This is a genomic window from Variovorax sp. 54, assembly GCF_002754375.1.
GTDB lineage: Bacteria > Pseudomonadota > Gammaproteobacteria > Burkholderiales > Burkholderiaceae_C > Variovorax.
The window spans coordinates 1,707,144-1,727,442 of the sequence record NZ_PEFF01000001.1; the positions used below are offsets into that span (position 1 = coordinate 1,707,144).

General features: G+C 68.0%; 17 protein-coding genes. 13 read left to right on the top strand and 4 right to left on the bottom strand.

Annotated features, from left to right (window positions below):
* Positions 1 to 93 precede the first annotated feature (93 nt).
* From CLU95_RS07665 to CLU95_RS07690, 6 genes are all read left to right on the top strand, one after another.
* The gene (locus CLU95_RS07665) at positions 94 to 951 is read left to right on the top strand and encodes a 3',5'-nucleoside bisphosphate phosphatase (RefSeq protein ID WP_099791917.1); all 858 of its coding nucleotides are present in this window, start codon (positions 94 to 96) and stop codon (positions 949 to 951) included.
* Entirely contained in the window at positions 948 to 1,925 is a 978-nt protein-coding gene (locus tag CLU95_RS07670) for a DMT family transporter (protein WP_099791919.1), read from the top strand. Before CLU95_RS07665 ends, CLU95_RS07670 begins: the two co-directional genes overlap by 4 nt.
* Positions 1,926 to 1,941: 16 nt before the next feature.
* Positions 1,942 to 2,577, top strand: a complete 636-nt coding sequence (locus CLU95_RS07675; RefSeq protein WP_099791921.1) for an L-threonylcarbamoyladenylate synthase — start codon at positions 1,942 to 1,944, stop codon at positions 2,575 to 2,577.
* 43 nt (positions 2,578 to 2,620) lie between these two features.
* Positions 2,621 to 3,292 carry a site-2 protease family protein gene (locus tag CLU95_RS07680; protein ID WP_099791923.1) on the top strand — a complete coding sequence of 224 codons (672 nt, stop codon included), beginning with the start codon at positions 2,621 to 2,623 and terminating at the stop codon, positions 3,290 to 3,292.
* A gap of 17 nt (positions 3,293 to 3,309) precedes the next feature.
* A complete protein-coding gene (locus CLU95_RS07685; RefSeq protein ID WP_099791925.1) occupies positions 3,310 to 4,641 on the top strand; it encodes a tryptophan--tRNA ligase in 1,332 nt (443 codons plus the stop codon).
* A 76-nt stretch (positions 4,642 to 4,717) separates the two neighbouring features.
* A complete protein-coding gene (locus CLU95_RS07690) occupies positions 4,718 to 5,320 on the top strand; it encodes a LuxR C-terminal-related transcriptional regulator (RefSeq protein WP_056578680.1) in 603 nt (200 codons plus the stop codon).
* A gap of 76 nt (positions 5,321 to 5,396) precedes the next feature.
* Here the strand turns inward: CLU95_RS07690 and shkS are convergent, their stop codons facing one another.
* Positions 5,397 to 6,812 (bottom strand): surface-behavior sensor histidine kinase ShkS, encoded by a 1,416-nt coding sequence (shkS, locus tag CLU95_RS07695; RefSeq protein WP_099791927.1) that lies wholly within the window; start codon positions 6,810 to 6,812, stop codon positions 5,397 to 5,399.
* 198 nt (positions 6,813 to 7,010) lie between these two features.
* Here shkS and CLU95_RS07700 point away from each other — a divergent pair, with 198 nt between their 5' ends.
* Complete coding sequence (locus tag CLU95_RS07700) at positions 7,011 to 7,412, top strand: phage holin family protein (protein ID WP_099791929.1); 402 nt, start codon at positions 7,011 to 7,013, stop codon at positions 7,410 to 7,412.
* 28 nt (positions 7,413 to 7,440) lie between these two features.
* On the opposite strand, the gene CLU95_RS07705 is transcribed toward CLU95_RS07700, so the two are convergent.
* Complete coding sequence (locus CLU95_RS07705) at positions 7,441 to 8,826, bottom strand: amidohydrolase (protein ID WP_099791931.1); 1,386 nt, start codon at positions 8,824 to 8,826, stop codon at positions 7,441 to 7,443.
* 178 nt (positions 8,827 to 9,004) lie between these two features.
* On the opposite strand from CLU95_RS07705, the gene CLU95_RS07710 reads away from it, so the two are divergent.
* The 4 genes from CLU95_RS07710 to CLU95_RS07725 all read left to right on the top strand — a co-directional run bounded on the left by CLU95_RS07710 (position 9,005) and on the right by CLU95_RS07725 (position 15,988).
* Positions 9,005 to 9,955, top strand: a complete 951-nt coding sequence (locus CLU95_RS07710; protein ID WP_180288565.1) for a LysR substrate-binding domain-containing protein — start codon at positions 9,005 to 9,007, stop codon at positions 9,953 to 9,955.
* 187 nt (positions 9,956 to 10,142) lie between these two features.
* Positions 10,143 to 11,363, top strand: coding sequence for an efflux RND transporter periplasmic adaptor subunit (locus tag CLU95_RS07715; protein WP_099797162.1), 1,221 nt, complete (start codon positions 10,143 to 10,145; stop codon positions 11,361 to 11,363).
* A gap of 9 nt (positions 11,364 to 11,372) precedes the next feature.
* Positions 11,373 to 14,534, top strand: a complete 3,162-nt coding sequence (locus CLU95_RS07720; protein ID WP_099791935.1) for an efflux RND transporter permease subunit — start codon at positions 11,373 to 11,375, stop codon at positions 14,532 to 14,534.
* Complete coding sequence (locus tag CLU95_RS07725) at positions 14,534 to 15,988, top strand: efflux transporter outer membrane subunit (protein ID WP_099791937.1); 1,455 nt, start codon at positions 14,534 to 14,536, stop codon at positions 15,986 to 15,988. The genes CLU95_RS07720 and CLU95_RS07725 overlap by 1 nt, the downstream gene beginning before the upstream one ends.
* Before the next feature lie 33 nt (positions 15,989 to 16,021).
* Here CLU95_RS07725 and CLU95_RS07730 read toward each other — a convergent pair whose 3' ends face one another.
* Together CLU95_RS07730 and CLU95_RS07735 are read right to left on the bottom strand one after the other, a co-directional pair.
* On the bottom strand, positions 16,022 to 17,077 hold the full coding sequence (locus CLU95_RS07730) for a hypothetical protein (RefSeq protein WP_143605976.1): 1,056 nt from the start codon (positions 17,075 to 17,077) through the stop codon (positions 16,022 to 16,024).
* 58 nt (positions 17,078 to 17,135) lie between these two features.
* Entirely contained in the window at positions 17,136 to 18,596 is a 1,461-nt protein-coding gene (locus tag CLU95_RS07735) for a short-chain fatty acyl-CoA regulator family protein (protein WP_099791941.1), read from the bottom strand.
* Between the two features lie 120 nt (positions 18,597 to 18,716).
* Between CLU95_RS07735 and CLU95_RS07740 the strand changes: the two genes are divergently transcribed.
* Both CLU95_RS07740 and prpC read left to right on the top strand, forming a co-directional pair.
* Positions 18,717 to 19,127: an acyl-CoA thioesterase gene (locus tag CLU95_RS07740; protein WP_099791943.1), complete on the top strand. Its 411-nt coding sequence runs from the start codon at positions 18,717 to 18,719 to the stop codon at positions 19,125 to 19,127.
* Entirely contained in the window at positions 19,124 to 20,281 is a 1,158-nt protein-coding gene (gene prpC / locus CLU95_RS07745; RefSeq protein WP_099791945.1) for a bifunctional 2-methylcitrate synthase/citrate synthase, read from the top strand. The genes CLU95_RS07740 and prpC overlap by 4 nt, the downstream gene beginning before the upstream one ends.
* The last annotated feature ends 18 nt before the right edge of the window (positions 20,282 to 20,299 follow it).

The window sequence follows — 20,299 nt, forward strand, 5'->3', positions numbered from 1 at the left end:
CATGCAGCGGCGCATTAATGCTATTTATTTAGTAGCGCCTTTCATAGCATCCATGCGCCCGCGTCAATATTCCAGACCCCCTAGAATGGTGGGGTGTCTTCCATTCTCAATGCCGATCTTCACTGCCACTCCGTGGTCTCCGACGGCACATTGACGCCCGAAGCGCTGGCGGCCCGCGCCGCCGCCAACGGGGTCGAGCTCTGGGCCCTCACCGACCACGACGAGGTCGGCGGCCAGCACCGCGCCGCCGCGGCCGCGCGCGAGAACGGCATGCGCTACCTCACCGGCACCGAAATTTCGGTGACCTTCGCGAACCAAACCGTGCACATCGTCGGCCTGGGCTTCGACCCCGACGACGCGGCCATGTCGCAGGGCCTGTACGACACGCGCGGTGGCCGCGGCAAGCGCGCGCAGGAAATGTCCGAGGGGCTGGCCAAGGTCGGCATCCTCGGCGCCTACGAAGGCGCGCTCAAGTTCGTCGGCAACCCCGAGCTGATTTCACGCACGCACTTCGCGCGCTTCCTGGTCGAGAAGGGCCACTGCCGCGACACGCCCGAGGTGTTTCGCAAATTCCTCACCGAAGGCAAGCCGGGCTACGTGCCGCACCGCTGGGCCTCGCTGAAGGACGCCGTGCACTGGATCACCGCCGCCAAGGGCATGGCCGTGATCGCGCACCCGGGCCGCTACAAGTTCACGGCCAACGAGGAGTACGCGCTGTTCCTCGAATTCAAGGCACACGGCGGCCAGGCGATCGAGGTCGTCACGGGCAGCCACACGCCGGCCGAGTTCGTCGAGTACGCCGACAAGGCGCTTGAGTTCGATTTCGCCGCTTCGCGCGGCAGCGATTTCCACAGCCCCGACGAGAGCCACTGCGATCTCGGCAAGCTGCCACCGTTGCCCGGCAGCCTCACGCCGGTGTGGGAACTGCTCGGCCACCGCATCCAGCAGTGAGCCAGAGCCCCGGGCCCGGCATCGACAACGCGGCCACCGCCGCGCTGGCCCAGGCACGCGCCGCAGCACAAACCAGCCGCCGCACCGAATCCGAACGCATCCTCGCGGGCATCGGGCTGGTCATTCTTGCGGTGGCCTGCTTCGCCACGCTCGACACCGCCACCAAGTATTCGACCCTGGCCGTGCCGGTCCTCATGGGCGTGTGGTTCCGCTACGCCTTCCAGGCCGTCGCCACCACGCTGGTGCTGCTGCCGCTGCGCGGCACGGCCCTGCTGCGCACGCAGCACCCGCGCTACCAGGCGCTGCGCGGGGCGCTGCTGCTGGGTTCGAGCCTGTTCGCCTTCTTGAGCCTGCGCTACATGCCGCTGGCCGAGTTCACGTCGATCGTGCTGATCGCGCCGCTGGTGATCACGCTGCTGGCCGCGACCACGCTCAAGGAGCAGGTCTCGCCGCTGCGCTGGACGCTGGTGGCAGGCGGCTTCCTCGGCACGCTGGTGATCCTGCGCCCGGGTGGCGGCAGCTTCAGCTGGGCCATGCTGCTGCCGCTGGGGCTGGTGCTGACCAACGCCTGGTTCCAGGTGCTCACCAGCAAGCTGGCGCAAACCGAGAACCCGCTGACGATGCACTTCTACACGGGCTGGGTCGGCACGCTGCTCGCCTCGGTGGCCGTGCCCTTCGCCTGGACCGCCCTGCCCTCGTGGGAATGGTGGGCGCTGCTGTGTCTCATGGGTTTCATGGGCACGGTGGGACACTTCATGCTGATCCTGGCCTACCAGCGCGCGCCGGCCTCCACCCTCACCCCGTACCTGTACGCGCAGATCGCCTTTGCGATGCTGGGCGGCTGGCTCATCTTTTCCCACGTGCCCGACCGCTTCTCGCTGATCGGCATGGCGATGATCGCCGTGTGCGGCGCCGCCGGCGCGTGGCTCACCGTGCGCGAACGGCGTGTGCCGATCGAGCCTGCGGAATCCTGATCAGGAGCAATTCACCATGGCCCAGTACTTCGAAGTCCATCCCGAGAACCCCCAGCAGCGCCTCTTGAAGCAGGCCGTGGCGCTGCTCGCGCGCGGCGAGATCGTGGCGGTGCCCACGGACTCCAGCTACGCGCTGGCCTGCCACCTGGACGACAAGGACGCGGTCGACCAGCTGCGCCGCATTCGCCAGGTCGACGACAAGCACCACCTCACGCTGCTGTGCCGCGACCTGAGCGAGCTGGCCAACTACGCGCGCGTCGACAACAAGCAATACCGCCTGCTGAAAGCCGCCACGCCCGGGCCCTACACCTTCCTGCTCGAAGCCACCAAGGAAGTGCCGCGCCGTGTGAGCCATCCGCAGCGCAAGACCATCGGCCTGCGCGTGCCCGACCACAAGGTGCTGCTGGAGCTGCTGGCGCTGCACGGCGCGCCGCTCTTGGCCACCACCCTCATCGCCCCCGGCGAGACCGAGGCGCTGAACGACGCGCAGGAAATCCGCGAGCGCTTCGAGAAGCAGATCGGCGCCGTCATCGACGCCGGCGCCTGCCCGTCGCAGCCGACCACCGTGGTCGACCTCACGCCCATGGGCACGGGCGACGACCCGGTCGTGGTGCGCCAGGGCCGCGGCGCACTCGCGGTGCTTGGCCTCTGACAAACGGCTCGGCCGCCCCATTCCTCTCTGACACAATCGCGCAGTGGATATTTCCAATCTGATACAGACGGTCCTGATTTACGCACTGCCGGTGATCTTCGCGATCACCGTGCACGAAGCGGCGCACGGCTACGTGGCACGCCACTTCGGGGACAACACCGCGGCCATGATGGGCCGCGTGACGCTCAACCCCCTGAAGCACATCGACCCCGTCGGGACCATCCTGATGCCGCTGATGCTGTACTTCGCGACCTCGGGCGCCTTCCTGTTCGGCTATGCCAAGCCGGTGCCGGTCAACTTCAACCGCCTGCGCCACCCCAAGCGCGACATGGTGTGGGTCGCGCTCGCGGGCCCGGCGTCCAATTTCATCCAGGCCATCCTGTGGGCCGTGCTGCTGATCGTGATCGTCGCGGCCGGCGTCAATGAAACCTTTTTCATCAAGATGTGCCAGGGCGGCGTGCTGGTCAACCTCGTGATGTGGGCCTTCAACCTGTTCCCACTGCCGCCGCTCGACGGCGGCCGCGTGCTGGCCGGCCTGCTGCCCAACGGGCCAGCGCAGAATTTCCTGGCGCGCATCGAGCCCTACGGCTTCTTCATCGTGATGGGCCTGGTCATTGCGGGCGTCGTCAGCACCTACTGGCTGCAGCCGCTGATGGACGTCGGCTACTTCGTCATCAACCTGATCATTACGCCGCTCAAGGCAATGCTGCTCTAAGTTTCTCCTTCCGTCCCATGGCTTCGTCTTCTCCCGCTCCCCTGCGCGTCCTGACCGGCATCACGCCGTCGGGCACGCCGCACCTCGGCAACTACGTCGGCTCGATCCGCCACTCGGTGCGCCAGAGCGTCGCGGCCGGCGTCGAGAGCTACTTCTTCCTGGCCGACTACCACGCCCTCATCAAGGTGCAGGAGCCCGCGCTCATCCAGCGCTCCACGCTCGAAATTGCGGCCAGCTGGCTGGCCTGCGGGCTCGACCCCGAACGCGTCACGTTCTATCGCCAGTCGGACATCGCCGAGATCACCGAGCTCACCTGGTTCCTGACCTGCGTCACCGGCAAGGGCGTGCTCAACCGCGCCCATGCCTACAAGGCCCAGCTCGACAAGAACATCGCCAAGGGCGAAGAGCCCGACGCCGACGTCACGGCCGGCCTGTTCATGTACCCGGTGCTGATGGGCGCCGACATCCTGATGTTCAACGCCCACAAGGTGCCCGTGGGCCGCGACCAGGTGCAGCACATCGAAATGGCGCGCGACATGGCGCAGCGCTTCAACCACCAGTACGGCGAGCACTTCACGCTGCCCGACGCCGAGATCGACGATGCGGTCGCCACCTTGCCCGGCCTCGACGGCCGCAAGATGAGCAAGAGCTACAACAACACGATCCCGCTGTTCGCGCCGCGCGCGCAGCTGCAAAAGCAGATCTCGAGCATCGTCACCGACTCTCGCGCGCCCGGCGAGCCCAAGGACACCGAGGGCTCGGCCCTGTTCCAGATCTACCAGGCCTTCGCCAGCGCCGAGGAAACCGAAGCCCTGCGCAAGGCCTATGCCGACGGCATCGCCTGGGGCGACGCCAAGCAGGTGCTGTTCGAGCGCATCGACCGCGAAGTGGCGCCGCTGCGTGCGCGCTACGAGGCGCTCATGAACGACCCGGCCGAGATCGAGCGCATCCTGCTGCGGGGTGCCGAGAAGGCGCGCAAGCTGTCGCGCCCCTTCATGACCACGCTGCGCCATGCGGTCGGCCTGCGCAACCTCGCGGCAGGCCGCGACGGCGGCGGCACCAAGGCTGCCAAGGTGGCAAAGCCCAGCTTCAAGCAATACCGAGAGAAGGCCGACGGCCTGTTCTATTTCAAGCTGCTCGATGCGCGCGGCGAAACCCTTTTGCAAAGCCGTGGATTCGCGTCACCGCAGGAAGCGGGCCGTACCATCGCCGACTTGCAGGCGCAACGCGGCGCGGCGCTCACGGCATTGGCCGCGCAGCTCGAACCGGTCGACGCGCAACAGGCTCACGCCGCCACCGAGGCGCTGGAGGCACTGGCGGAGGCAACGTCCACCACCCAGGGACATTGATCCGGCTACAACCCGCAGGCCATCCGCCGGCGGGTGCGACAAGAGAGAAGACGGTGCGATCACAAAGGAAGAAAACATGAGCATTTATGTCATCGACGACCACCCCCTGATGCGCGACGCGATCGTGATGGTCCTGCGACGCCTGCGCCCCGCCGAGAACATCGTCGAGCTCGAGCGGCTCGACAAGCTCGCCAGTTCGGTCCAGCAGCGTGGCGCGCCCACCCTGTTCTGCCTGGACCTGAAGCTGCCGGACACCAATGGCGTCTCGGGCGTGATCGCGGTCAAGCAGGTCTATCCCAACGTGCCGATCGCCGTCTACTCGGCGGCCCCGGCCGCCGACATGGAAGACGCCTGCATCGAGGCCGGCGCTGATACCTACATCGAGAAGTCGGCCAGCTCCAACGAGCTGGCAGCCGCCCTGCGCGGCCTGCTGATGGCCGGGTCGGAAGACGACACCGAAGAGATGCCGGCCGCCAACAGCGGCAAGCTCTCCAAGCGCCAGACGCAGCTGATCGCCATGCTCGACAAGGGCATGAGCAACCGCGACATCGCGACCGACCTGGAGATCAGCGAACACACGGTGAAGGTGCACCTGTGGCGCCTGTTCCGCCGTCTGGGCGTGAAGAGCCGTACGCAGGCCCTGCACTATGCCCGCACGAATGGGCTGCTCTCGGGCTGAGCCCGGAACAGAGCTGGCTTGATCAGGAACCGCGCCTCGTGCGCGGTTTTTTTATGGGCGGAACAACAACCGCCGCTCAACCGCCCGACGCACTCACCCGCGCCTGCGCCACCGCCTCGTCGGCATCGTGCAGCGCCACGCGGAACACGCTGCCGCTGCCCAGGCGCGAGCGCACGCTGACGGGGTGGCCCAGCACGTGCGACAGCCGCGCGACGATGGCCAGGCCGAGGCCGAAGCCGTCGGAGGTGCCGGCGTGGTCGGCGACCTTGTAGAACTCCAGGAACACGTCACGCAGGTGCTCGGGCGCGATGCCGATGCCGGTGTCCCACACCTCCACGCGCATGCCCTCGCGGGTCTGGCGCGCGGCCAGCAGCACGCCGCCTTCGGTCGTGTACTTGATGGCGTTGGCGAGCAGGTTGCCGATCATGCGGCGCACGCGGATCGGGTCGGTGAGGAACGAGCCCTCGGTCACGTGCACGCGGAAGTCCAGGCCCCGGCTCTCGGCCACGGGGCGGTACTGCAGCTCGAGGTCGTGCAGCAGCTCGGCCACGTCGACGCGCTCGATGTGCAGCCGCACCTGGCCCGCGTCGATGCGCGCCAGGTCGAACATGGAGTCGAACAGCGCGTTCACCGCGTGGGTGGCGCGCACGATCTTCGGGGCGAGTTCGAGCACCAGCTCGGGCTCGTTGCGCAGCCAGTCGGCGTACAGCGACAGCGCCAGCACGGGCTGGCGCATGTCGTGCGCGGCGCTGGCCAGGAAGCGGTTCTTCATGGCCACGGCCGACACCGCCGCCTGCCGCTGCTGCGTGAGCGACTTGATCAGGATGTGGTTGTGGAACAGCAGCTCCAGGCTGTTGCGCGCGGTCTCATGGATGTTGCGGCCGGCGCGCAGCAGCAGGAACCAGTGCAGCATCGGCAGCAGCGGCATCAGGTAGCCGTACTGGAACTGCGGGCTCTGCAAGGTCACGGCCACCAGGCGCACCAGCACCGCGCCGAGCATGGTGATGAACAGCGTGTTGACGTAGCGCTTGAGCAGCGGTGGGTGCAGCGCCAGCCCGTTGAGCGGGAAGGTGCCCACACCGGCCACGATGAGCCAGCTCATGAACTGGTTGACCTGCGGCGTGCGCTCGAAGAACAGCAGCACCGAGCAGCCCCACACCACCGCGCTCGTGCTCCACACGAAGCCGTAGCGGTCAGTGAACTGCTGCTGTGCGACCGCGCTGCGCCCGGCGTAGCGCACGGCGTACACACGTGCGCCCCAGGCCCGGCAGGCGGTGGCGATCAGGCCGGCGGCCAGCCAGGTCAGCAGCTCCCAGCGGGGCACATGGCCCCAGCTCAGGCCGACCATGGCGGGCATGAGCGCCGCCGAGACGAGGTAGGAGCCGCGCGCCGAGCGCATCAGGCTGCGGATGAGTTCCCCGCGCACCCACGACTCGGCCTCGTCGGCCGACGCCGGAGCGGGTGTCACGCTTGCGATCGACGCATTCGCCATGGATGCATGACCGTGGTTGATGCGGCCAAACCAGAGAAAGATGGAGACAGACGCCTGCGCAGGCGCCAGAAGTTCGCGATCTTAACGGCCTGTCGGCCATGGTTTCGGGAAGTAACCGCAGAAAATCTGCCCGCCCCGCAGGGCGGTCCGCCGTGACGCCCCGTTTACCATGCGGGCTGCCGACACACACCGCACGCCATGCTGAACCACCTCACTCCCTTCCTCGTCCACTGGGCCATCACCGGCATCTCGCTGTGGGTGGCCAGCCATCTCTTCAAGGGACTCAAGTTCGAGAGCACCTCGGCACTGATCGTGTCGGCGCTGCTGCTCGGCCTGGCCAACGCCATCGTCAAGCCGCTGCTGATCGTGCTCACGCTGCCGCTGACGCTGCTGACCTTCGGCCTGTTCCTGCTGGTCATCAACGCGCTGATGATCCTGCTGGTGGCGGCGCTGGTGAAGGGCTTCAAGGTGTCGGGCTTCTGGACCGCCCTGTTCGCGAGCATCTTCATCTCGCTGCTGAGCATCCTCATCGGCTCGCTCGTGACGGGCGGCGACCCGGCCGAGCAGATCCAGATGCCGCAAGGCGGCAACTGGCTCTGACGGGCTCGGGCCGATTGAAGCGCGCCGGCTAGCGCTGCTGCTGCTGCGCGCCCGCCATGTAGTCCACCGTCAGCTGCGACAGCGTGCGCACGCCGATCAGCAGGCTGGCTTCATCGACGAAGAAGCGCGGCGAGTGGTTGGGCTCGGCCTTGTTCGCATCGCGACCGGGCGGCGTGGCGCCGATCATCACGAACAGGCCGGGGGCCTTCTGCGCGAAGAACGAGAAGTCTTCGCCGCCCGTGCCCTTCGGAATCACCACCGGCTTGGCGCCCGGCACGCGCTGCAGGCTGGGCACCATCTTGGCGGTCAGGGCGGCGTCGTTCACGGTGGGGGCATAGCCGTCGGCCTCGAAGCGGACCTCGGCCGTGCCGCCGCCGCTTTGCGCGATGTGCGAGGCGGTCTCGCCCATGCGCTTGATGATGAACTGGCGCATCTCGTCGTCGTAGGTGCGCAGCGTGCCGCTCATCTCGACCGCGTCGGGAATGATGTTGTAGCGCGTGCCCGCGTTGAAGGTGCCCACGCTGAGCACCGACGGCTCCTTGGTCACGTTGACCTGGCGGCTCGCGATGGTCTGGAAGCCCAGCACGATCTGTGAGCCGAGCACGATCGGGTCGACCCCGCTCCAGGGTTGCGAGCCGTGCGTCTGGCGGCCCTTCACGCTCACCTTGAAGGTGTCCGAACTCGCGGTGATGGGACCGGGCTTGTAGCCGATCTGCCCGGTGTTCAGCGCCGAGACCAGGTGCAGGCCGAACACCGCGTCGGGCGTGGGCGCGTCGAAGGCGCCTTCGGCCAGCATGCGACGCGCGCCGCCGATCTCGGCGTTGGGCAGTTTTTCTTCGGCCGGCTGGAAGATCAGCTTCACGGTGCCGGGCAGCTGCGCCTTCATCGACGCCAGCACCTCGGCCACGCCCATCAGGATCGCCACGTGGCCGTCGTGCCCGCAGGCGTGCATGACGTCGACATTCGCAAAGCCCCACTGCGCGCGGGCCTTGGAGGCGAAGGGCACATCGACCTGCTCCTTCACGGGCAGCGCGTCCATGTCGGCGCGCAGCGCCACCACCGGGCCGGGCTTGGCGCCGCGCAAGGTGGCGACCACGCCGGTCACGGCCACGCCTTCGCGCACCTCGTAGCCCAGCGCCTTCAGGTGGGCCGCGACCAATGCGGCGGTGCGCTTTTCCTGGTTGCCCAGCTCGGGGTGCTGGTGGATGTCGCGGCGCCAGTCGATCACCTTCTGCTCGATGGCTTTGGAACGCTCGGCGATCAGCGGGTACAGCGGCACGGCGGCGGCCGGTGCGGGCGATGCAGCCGCAGCCGCAGCGGCGGCAGGCGCCTCCTGCGCCGAAGCGCACAGGGACGAGACGGCAAGAACGATGGGCAGGCACAGGCGCGTGGCCGGACGGAATCGGTGAGGCATGGTGAGGTGTTGTCTGAAGAGGAAGGGAAGGACCCGCCGGGCGGGAGCCCTTCGTCCGCACGGCCCCGTCGGGCCGGCAGCCGATGCGCCCTTGTCTGCCGCCCGACCCCGTGAGCGTAGGAACCCCACCGATTGGCGTCCAATCGCTTTTGCATCGACTGATAATGATTGCCTATCGATGACTTCTGACACCCCCACACCGTCTTCCGTGCTGCACGAGCGGCTGCTCGCGCGCCTGCGCCTGCGCCACCTGAAGCTGATCGACGCGCTGGCCGCGCACTCGCACCTGCGCCGCGCGGCCGACGCGATCCACATCAGCCAGCCGGCGGCCACGCAAATGCTGCAGGAGGTCGAGAGCCTGATCGACACGCCACTCTTCGAGCGCCACGCGCGCGGCATGCGCATCACCGAGGCCGGGCGCCTGCTGGCGCTGCATGCGCGCATGGTGATCGACGCGATGCAGGTCGCCAGCGACGGCCTCGCGGCGCTGGCCGCGCAAGAGACCCGCGCGCTGCGCATAGGCGCCATCGAGGCGGCCATCGCCAGCGTGCTGCAGCCCGCATTGAACGTGCTGCATGCCAAACACCCCAAGCTGCGCCTGTTCATCGAGGAAGGCAACATCGAACGGCTCACGATCGGCCTGCGCGCGGGCGCCTTCGACGCCGTGCTGCTGCGCCAGCCGGCGCGCGTGCCCGACGCCCACCGCTTCGTGCCGCTGCGCAGCGACTCGGTGGTGGTCATCGCCGGCATCAATCACCCCGCCGCGCAGCGCAAGCGCCTGCGGCTGCGCGACCTCGCCGATTCGCGCTGGGTGCTGCCGCCCTCGCACTTCGCGGTGCGCCAGGTGATGGAGGCCGCCTGGGCCGCCGAGCAGATCGTGCCGCGCCCGCACGCCATCCAGGTGCTCACGCCGCAGCTGGTGCGCGCCCTGCTCTCGCAACCCGACGTGGTGGTGCCGGTGCCGCGCACCGTGCTCGACCAGCTCGACCGCTCGGCCGTGGTCGAGCTGCCGCTGCGCATGAACGCGCCCATCGCGCCGCTGGGCATCCTCTACCGCATAGACAACGCGGTCGGGCCGCTGGTGCTGCTGGTCGACTTCCTGGTCGCGCAGGCGAAGAAGAAGCCCTGACGGGCGCGGGAATCGCCCTGCTTCACACCCGCTTAACTGTCGGGCAGCACACTCGAAGCCACCCGCCAGCCCTTCCCGGGCATGGCACGGTTTCCGCTCTGTAAAGTTCGCCGCCCCCGCGCCGCGCGCATTGAACTCGACGGCGCGTGCCCGCTCCATCTTTGGCTTTCGTTACTTCTGCCTGCCCATGCCCGTCCACTTTGCCTCCCGTTCCGCCCCGCTCCTCACGGCCCTGTGCATCGCCGCCGCCCTCGTGGGGTGCTCGCGCACCAACGTGGAGTCTCCCGGCACGGCCAAGGCGGCCCCCGAGAAGGAAGTCGGCATCGTCACGCTGAAGTCCGAGGTGCTGGCCCTGAGCACCGAGTTGCCCGGGCGCACCGCCGCCCCGGTCATCGCCGAGATCCGCCCGCAGGTCGGTGGCATCCTCAAGGAGCGGCTCTTCACCGAGGGCTCGCAGGTCAAGGCCGGCCAGGTGCTCTACCAGCTCGACCCGGCCTCGCTGCAGGCAGCGCATGCGAGCGCGCAGGCCAGCGTGCGCAAGGCCGAGTCGGCCCTGGCCACGGCCCGCACCGTGGCCAAGCGCAATGCCGAGCTGGTGAAGATCGACGCCATCAGCCGCCAGGTGTTCGACGAAACCCAGGCCACCGAGCAGCAGGCCGAGGCCGACCTCGGCGTGGCGCGCGCTGCCGAGCAGACCGCGCGCATCCAGCTGGGCTACACGCGCATCACCTCGCCGATCACCGGCTGGGCCGAGCTGTCCGCCGTGACGCCAGGCGCGCTGGTCACCGCCAACCAGGCGGCTGCCATGACCACCGTGCAGCAGCTCGACCCGATCCATGTGCACGTCACGCAGTCGAGCAGCGAGCTGCTGCGCCTGAAGCGCGAGCTGGCCAGCGGCCGGCTGCAGCGCGCCAGCGAAGCCGAGGCGCGCATCCAACTGCTGCTCGAAGACGGCAGCCCCTACCCGCACGCCGGGCGCCTCACCTTCAGCGGCGTGACGGTCGATGCCGGCACCGGCAGCGTCACGCTGCGCGCCGTGGTGCCTAACCCCGACAAGCTGCTGATGCCTGGCATGTACGTGCGCGCCGTGCTGCAGGAAGGCGTGAACGACGCCGCGCTGCTGGTGCCGCAGCAGGCCGTGACGCGCGCGCCCGACGGCAGCGCCTCCACGTTGCTGATCGACGCCGACAACAAGGTCGAGAAGCGGCCCATCCGCATCGGCCGCGCCATCGGCACGCGCTGGCAGGTGATCGACGGCCTGGCCGCGGGCGACCGCGTGCTCATGGAAGGCTCGCAGCGCGTGAAGGTGGGCGACAAGGTGCGCACGGTCGACCTGGGCGCCAGGCCGGCGGGTGCCGCCGTCGCGAGCGCCACGCCCGACGCTGCATCCACCACCCTCGCTCGCTGAGGCCGACGCATGGCCCAGTTCTTCATCGACCGCCCCATCTTCGCGTGGGTGCTTTCCATCGTCGTCATGCTCGCCGGCCTGATGGCCATCCGCACGCTGCCGCTCGAGCAGTACCCCGACATCGCGCCGCCGCGCGTGTCCATCGGCGCCACCTACACCGGCGCCTCGGCCAAGACGGTCGAAGACTCCGTCACCCAGGTCATCGAACAGCAGATGAAGGGGCTGGACAACCTGCTGTACATGCAGTCGACCAGCAACTCGTCGGGGCAGGCGCGGCTGTCGCTCACCTTCGACGCGGGCACCAACATCGACGTGGCCCAGATGCAGGTGCAGAACAAGCTGCAGCAGGCCATGTCGCGCCTGCCGCAGCAGGTGCAAAGCCGCGGCGTCACCGTCACCAAGGGCGGCAACGACTTCCTCATGATCGTCTCGATGTTCTCCGGCGACGGCAGTGCCTCGGCGGTGGACGTGGGCGACTACATCAGCAGCAACCTGGTCGACGTCATCAGCCGCATCGACGGCGTGGGCGAGGTACAGACCCTGGGCACCGGCTACGCCATGCGCCTGTGGCTGGACCCCGACAAGCTGCGCAAGTACGCGCTCATGCCTTCCGACGTGGGCAGCGCCATCACCGCGCAGAACGCGCAGGTCTCGGCCGGCCAGCTCGGCGCGCTGCCGGCCGGCGCGCAGCAGCAGCTCAACGCCACCATCACTGCACGCAGCAAACTGAAGACGGTCGAAGAGTTCGAGAACGTGGTGCTGCGCGCCACGCCCGACGGCGCCGTGGTGCGCCTGAAAGACGTGGCCCGCGTCGAGCTGGGCGCCGAGAACCTCACGGTGCGCTCGGTGCTCGGTGGCCGTCCGGGCGCCGGCATGGGCATCGTGCTGGCCGACGGCGCCAACGCGGTGCAGGTGGCCGAGGCCGTGAAGGCCAAGGTGGCCGAGCTGCAGCCGCTCTTTCCGAACCAGATGCAGACCTTCGTGAGCTACGACACCACGCCCTTCGTGAGCGCGTCGATCGACGAGGTGGTGAAGGCGCTGGCCGAGGCCATGCTGCTGGTCGTGCTGGTGATGTACGTCTTTCTGCAGAACTTCCGCGCCACGTTGATCCCGGCCATTGCCGTGCCCGTGGTGCTGCTGGGCACCTTCGGCGTGCTCTCGCTGGCCGGCTACTCGATCAACACGCTCACCATGTTCGGCATGGTGCTCGCCATCGGCCTGTTGGTGGACGACGCCATCGTGGTGGTGGAAAACGTCGAGCGCGTGATGCACGAGGAAGGGCTCTCGCCCAAGGAGGCCACGCGCAAGTCGATGGCGGAAATCACGCCTGCGCTGGTGGGCATCGCGCTGGTGCTGTCGGCGGTGTTCATTCCGATGGCCTTCTTCGGCGGCTCGACTGGCGTGATCTACCGCCAGTTCTCGATCACCATCGTCTCGGCCATGGCGCTGTCGGTGTTCGTGGCGCTCACGCTCACGCCGGCGCTGTGCGCCACGCTGCTGAAGCCGGTGGCCAAGGGCGGCCACGCGGCACCCCGCAAGGGCGTGCTGGGCGCAGTCGACCGCTTCTTCGCGGGCTTCAACCGCAACTTCGACAAGGGCGCCGACCGCTACCAGGGCGTGGTCGGCGGCATCATGCGGCGCGGCAAGCGCAGCCTCGTGGTGTACCTGCTGATCGCGGCCGTGATGGCGCTGCTGTTCATGCGGCTGCCCACCTCGTTCCTTCCCGATGAAGACCAAGCCTTCCTGCAGGTACAGGTGACGCTGCCGCCGGGCGCGTCCGATGCGCGGCTGCAGCCGGTGGTCACGCAGATGCAGGACTACTTCACCAAGCAGCCCGAGGTGGTGAGCGTGAACGTCATCACCGGTCAGAACGGCGACCAGAGTTCGGCGCGCGCCTTCGTGAAGCTGAAAGACTGGGCCGAGCGCGAAGGCGCCGGCCAGTCGGCCGCCGAACTCGCGCGGCGCGCCAACAAGGAGCTCTCGACCATTCGCGACGCGCGCATCTTCGTGCTGCTGCCGCCGGCGGTCCGCGGGCTCGGCGCCAACGCGGGCTTCAACTTCCACCTGAAGGACATCAACGGGCTGAGCCACGACGCGCTCGTGAAGGCACGCGACCAGCTCATCGACCTGCTCTCCAAGCGGCCCGAGGTGGCGAACGTGCGCAGCAACAACCTGGACGACACGCCGCAGTTCGCGGTGGACATCGACGACGCGCGCGCCGGTGCGTCCAGCCTGGCCACGAGCGACATCGACAGCACCTTGTCGAGCGCCATGGGCGGCACCTACATCAACGACTTCCTGGACAACGGCCGCGTCAAGCGCGTGTACATGCAGGGCGACACGGCCTTTCGCATGCTGCCCACCGACATCGACCGCTGGAGCGTGCGCAACAGCCTGGGCCAGATGGTGCCGTTCCCGGCGTTCTCGAGCTCGCGCTGGACCTACGGCTCTCCGCAGCTGCAGCGCTACAACGGCAGCCCCAGCTACGAGTTCGTCGGCGATGCCGCACCTGGCGTGAGCTCGGGCGTCGCCATGGCCGCCGTCGATGAAGTGATGAAGCAGATGCCCGCCGGCATCGGCTACGAATGGACCGGCGCCTCGTTCCAGGAGCGCCTGTCGGGCGCGCAGGCGCCGCTGCTCTATGCCATTTCGATCCTGTTCGTCTTCCTGTGCCTCGCCGCGCTGTACGAGAGCTGGTCGGTGCCGTTCTCGGTGATCCTGGTGGTGCCGCTGGGCATCGTCGGTGCGCTGCTGTTCACCAGCCTGCGCGGGTTGAGCAACGACGTGTACTTCCAGGTCGGCCTGCTGACCACGGTGGGGCTGTCGTCGAAGAACGCGATCCTGATCGTCGAGTTCGCCAAGCAGCTGCAGGAGCAGGGCAAGGGCGTGATCGAGGCGACATTGGAAGCCGTGCGGCTGCGGCTGCGCCCCATCCTCATGACCTCGCTGGCCTTCGGCTTCGGCGTGCTGCCGCTGGCCATTGGCACGGGTGCAGGCGCGGGTGGCCGCCAGTCGATCGGCACCGCAGTGCTGGGCGGCATGGTGGTCGGCACGGCGCTGGGCATCTTCTTTGTGCCGCTTTTCTTCGCATTGATTCGCGGCTGGCTGGAAGGCCGGCGCAAGCCGGTCGAAGCGCCGGATGTGTTGCCCACGGAACAGGGAGCGCACTGATGAATCGCACCACCCTGCCCCGCCTTCCCCTGCGCGCCCTGGCCTGCGCCGCCCTGGCCTCGGCCGTGCTCGCGGGCTGCGTCAACCTCGCGCCCGCATATGAAACGCCCGCCTCGCCAGTGCCGTCGGCCCTGCCCTCGGCCGGCATCACCACCGCCACGCCGCTGGACATCGGCTGGCGCGACTTCTTCGTCGACAAGCAGCTGCAAGGCGTGATCGAACTCGCGCTCGCCAACAACCGCGACCTGCGCGTGGCGGCGCTCAACATCGAGCGTGCGCGCGCCCAGTACGGCATTGCGCGGGCCGACCTGTTCCCCACCGTCAACGCCGGCGCGGCCGGCACGCGCTCGCGCACGCCGGGCAGCCTGTCGACCAGCGGCGAATCGCGCATCGCCTCGCAGTACAGCGCCAACCTCGGCATGACGGCCTACGAGCTCGACCTGTTCGGGCGCGTGCGCAACCTCGGCGACTCGGCGCTGCAGAGCTACTTCCAGACCGAGGAAACGCAGCGCAGCACGCAGATCAGCCTCGTGGCCTCGGTCGCCACGGCGTGGCTGCAGCTGGCCGCCGACGAGCAGCGCCTGCAACTCGCGCGCAGCACGCTCGAGAGCCAGCGCAAATCGTTCGAGCTGGTGCAGCGCAGCCATGCGCTCGGTGCGCAGTCGGGCCTGGCGCTGGCGCAGTCGCAAAGCACCGTCGATGCCGCGCGCGCCGACGCCGCGGCCTTCGACAGCCAGGTCGAGCAAGACCGCAACGCGCTCGCGCTGCTGGTCGGCGCCACGCCGCCGCCCGAGCTGCTGCCGACCGCCGCGACGACCGCCGACGTCGCGCAACTGCTCGTGCCGCCGGCCGGCCTGTCGTCGAACGTGCTGCAGCAGCGGCCCGACGTGCGCGCCGCCGAGCACGCGCTGCGCGCGAGCAACGCCGACATCGGCGCAGCGCGCGCGGCTTTTTTCCCGCGCATCGCGCTCACCGCCTCGGCCGGCACCGCGAGCAGCACGCTGTCGGGCCTGTTCACCAGCGGCAGCAAGGCCTGGAGCTTCGCACCGTCGATCAGCGTGCCGATCTTCGACGGCGGCGCCAACCGCGCCAACCTGCGGGTCGCGCAGGCGCAGCAGAAGATCCAGATCGCGACCTACGAGAAGGCCGTGCAGACCGCCTTCCGCGAAGTGGCCGACGCGCTGGCCGAGCGCCGCACGCTCGCCGAGCGCCTCGACGCACAGCGCTCGCTGCGGGGCGCGACCTCGCGCAGCTTCGAGCTCTCGCAGTCGCTCTTCAAGAGCGGCGCCGCCAACTACCTCGACGTGCTGGACGCGCAACGCAGCGACTATGCGGCGCAGCAGACGCTCATCGGTCTGCAGCTCACGGAGCAGACGAACCGGTTGGCGATCTACAAGGCGTTGGGGGGTGGGTGGAGCGAGGCGAGCGCCCCGCCGCCTCCCGCCTCGCTCTGACCCTGTCGGAATGACCCCCTCCTGGCGCGCTCCCTAGCGTGCCTCGAGGGTCCATGGGACGGACGGTTCGAGCACGGTGCATCCCGAGAGCTTCATCGTGCTCTTCACGCGGTTCTCCGCCGTGAGCATCACCACCGTCCCCGCTGCGTAGGACACCCATTCGCAAGCGACCGATGGCGATGCGTCAGAGAAGCGCGATGCCGGGATCACCCGGTCATCGAATGCAAAGTCTCCCTTCGGTTTTGGAATCTGCCCGATCAGAAGCGATCTTTCACTTGCTGTCCCCGTTCTCGCCTTGACGACCGCGTCGAAGTTCTTCGTGGTGACTTCCTTCGCTTCGTACCTCAGGTCGCGAGCGAAGTAGAGCTCGAACCGGCGATTCCTGAATCGCTCGGGCACTGGGTCGACACGCGCTTGCAGCACCTCGTCGACTGCGAAGCACTGCTCGGACAGGCATTGATCCCCGGCATCCACGAAGAGCCAGACTTGGCCACCCTCTTGAAGGACCAACGCAGGCGATGCGTTTGCGTTCTTCTTCGGCAGGGTCACATGCAGGAACTGTCGCTCCGGAAACGATGGCTTCGAATCCGATTCGTCAGGAAACAAGGCGTCCTTGCCAAGCCAGACCAGGGAGGTCCAACCGTAGGCATCGACGAAGTAACCGACGAAGGTGTCCGGCGCGTTTTGCTTCGCGAAGGCCGGCCGGCCAAAACCATTGACCCCGGACAAATGCGATCGCAACGAGAACCCGAAACGGCCCTCTGTGAGTTTGGCAATCTTCGAAGGGTCTTGCAGGGCAACTTTCTTGGCGGACCAGCCCACAGGGCGAACCAGAAAAGAAACGTCGCGGGGGCCGCTGCAGCCTTCGACCGTTGCCTTGCTGGACAGCTGGCATTTTTTCAAGAGATGCAACTCCTCATTGGCATCGAGATTCATCAATTTCATCTCGACCATCCGTTCGGTCTCGACATCGCGCGAGACAGAGGGGATCAGGACCGGAGGGCATCCAGCAAGGCACAAGAGAACGCCAAGGGATGCGATGGCCTTGCAGACGCTTGCCAACGAGCGGTTGTGATGCGGTTTCAACATCTGGAGATCCTTCCCTCTTTGCTTGGAATCGGTGCAGCAGCCCGTACCTTGGTTCTACCTACGCCCCCGCCACCGCATACGGCGTGAACCTGCTTTCGTTCTCGTTCACATCCAGCGCCCGACCGATGAACGGGAACGCCCGCTGCGGGCAGGCCACGCGCTCGCAGACCTTGCAGCCCATGCCGATGGGCGTGGGCACGTCGGGGTCCTTCAGGTCGAGGCCCTTGGCGTAGACCAGGCGCGGCGCGTGGCGGATGTCGCAGCCCAGGCCGATCGAGAAGGTCTTGCTTGGTGAACCGAAGCCGCGCTGGCCGTGCGACACGGTGCGCGCGATCCACAGATAGGCGCGGCCGTCGGGCATGCGCGCCAGCTGCGGCAGCACGCGCCCGGGCTGCGCAAAGGCCTCGTACACGTTCCACAGCGGGCAGGTGCCGCCGGTCTTCGAGAAGTGGAAGTGCGTGGCCGACTGCCGCTTGGAGATATTGCCGGCCCGGTCCACGCGGATGAAGAAGAAGGGCACGCCCGACGCGCCCGGGCGCTGCATGCTGCTCAGGCGGTGGCAGACCGTTTCGAAGCCGACACCGAACTGGCGCGCGAGCAGATCGATGTCGTAGCGCAGCGCCTCGGCCGCCTGCAGGAACGGGCCATAGGGCAACAGCACGGCCGCCGCGAAGTAGTTGGCCAGGCCGATGCGCGCGAGCGCGTGGGCCGGCGCATCGCCGAAGTCGGCCTGCGCCACCAGCGATTCGATGAGCGCCGCCTGCTCGAGCAGCGCGAGCTGCGTGGCCAGCTGGAAGGCCTGCTGGCCCGGTTCCAGGCCGGCCGACAGGCGCAGCACGCGGCTGGCCGGGTCGTAGCGGCGCTGGCTGTCGAGCGCGCCTGCGGCTTCGTTGTCCGGCACCACGCGCACGCCGTGCACCCGAAGCAGCCGCTGCTGGAGCCATTCGGCGAGCGGTCCGCCGTGCGCGCGGGCTTCGGCCGCGAGCGGTCCGCCGTGCGCGCGGGCTTCGGCCGCGAGCGATTCGGCGGCGGTGTCGAGTGGGTCGAAATGGTTCTGGTGGGCAAAGAAGAAATCGCGCACCACCTCGAAAGGCATCGGCCGGCTGCGCGAGATGTCGCCGCGCCCGTCGCCGAGTTCGGCGGCCATGCGCTCCAGCCGCTCCTGCGCCTCCTGGTGGCGGCGGTGCAAGGCGAGCAGCGCGCGCGCCACGGCGGGCATCTGCGACGCCACCTCGCGCAGTTCGGGCAGCGCCACGGCCTCGCCGCCGGGGTTGTCCGCCAGCGCCTCGCGCATGCTGGCCACGAGCCGCGCCTCTTCGTCGTCGGAAAACTGCTGCACATCGACGCCGAGCGTCTTGCTGATGCGCAGCAGCACCGCCACGGTGAGCGGGCGCTGGTTCTGTTCGATCTGGTTCAGGTAGCTCGGCGACAGGCCGAGCATCTGCGCCAGCGCCACCTGCGTGAGGCCGCGTTCGGCGCGCAGCGTGCGCAGGCGCACGCCCATGAAGGTCTTGCTCATCGGGTCACCTCGTGGGTCTTTGCAGTCTTCGCAATATTTGCAAAATCAACTATTTTCATTCGCAATGATTCGCCAATTCAGTCCTTCATTATGGGCGTTCGATTGCGTAAATTGCGAAACATGACCCACCGATCTGCCGCCATCGAGCTGACCGACATCGTGTTCCCCGCGCACGCCAACCACTACGGCACGCTGTTCGGCGGCAACGCCCTGCTGCTGATGTCGAAGGCCGCATTCCTCGCCGCGCGCGCCTTCGCCAAGTCCGACGTGGTCATGGCCAGCCTGGGCGACGCGCAGTTCCTCGCACCCGTGCCGGTCGGCCACGTGCTGCGCCTGCGGGCCTGGGTGACGCGCGCCGGGCGCAGCTCGCTCACGGTCTGCGTCACGGGCGCGGCCGAAGCGCCCGACGGCGAGCCCCGCCCTTCTTTGAAAGGCCTGTTCGAGATGGTGGCCGTCGACGGCCGTGGCCGTCCGGCGCGCCTGCGCAACGCCTACCTGCACCCCGTGCCTACAGACAAGGAACCCGCATGAACGACATCGCCACCCCCACCGGCTTCAAGCCCAAGAAATCCGTCGCCCTGTCGGGCGTGACCGCCGGCAACACGGCGCTGTGCACCGTAGGCCGCACGGGCAACGACCTGCACTACCGCGGCTACGACATCCTGGACATCGCCGAGGTCTGCGAGTTCGAGGAAATCGCGCACCTGCTGGTGCACGGCAAGCTGCCCACGTCCGCCGAGCTGCGCGCCTACAAGGCCAAGCTCAAGGCCATGCGCGGCCTGCCCGCGAGCCTGAAGGAGGCGCTGGAGCAACTGCCCGCCAGCGCGCACCCGATGGACGTGATGCGCACCGGCGTCTCGTCGCTGGGTTGCCTGCTGCCCGAGAAGGAAGACCACAACCTGCCCGGCGCGCGCGACATCGCCGACCGCCTCATGGCCTCGCTCGGCTCGATGCTGCTGTACTGGTACCACTGGTCCACGCAGGGCCGGCGCATCGAGGTCGAGACCGACGACGACTCCATCGGCGCGCACTTCCTGCACCTGCTGCACGGCCGCAAGCCCAGCCCGCAATGGGAGCGTGCGATGCACACCTCGCTCAACCTCTATGCCGAGCACGAGTTCAACGCCTCGACCTTCACGGCGCGCGTGGTCGCGGGCACGGGCTCCGATGTGTACTCGGCCATCACCGGCGCCATCGGTGCGCTGCGCGGCCCGAAGCACGGCGGCGCCAACGAGGTGGCCTTCGAGATCCAGAAGCGCTACGACACGCCCGACGAAGCCGAGGCCGACATCCGCCGCCGCGTCGCAGCCAAGGAGGTCGTGATCGGCTTCGGTCACCCCGTCTACACCGTGAGCGACCCGCGCAACGTGGTCATCAAGGGCGTGGCGCGCACGCTGTCGCAGGAGGCCGGTTCGACCAAGATGTTCGACATCGCCGAGCGGCTTGAAACCGTGATGTGGGACGTGAAGCAGATGTTCCCCAACCTCGACTGGTTCAGCGCCGTGAGCTATCACATGATGGGCGTGCCCACGGCCATGTTCACGCCGCTGTTCGTCATTGCGCGCACATCAGGCTGGGCGGCGCACATCATCGAGCAGCGCATCGACAACAAGATCATCCGGCCGAGCGCCAACTACACAGGCCCCGAAGACCTGAAGTTCGCGCCGATCCAGGATCGGAAGTAAAAACACCCGAAGAAGAAA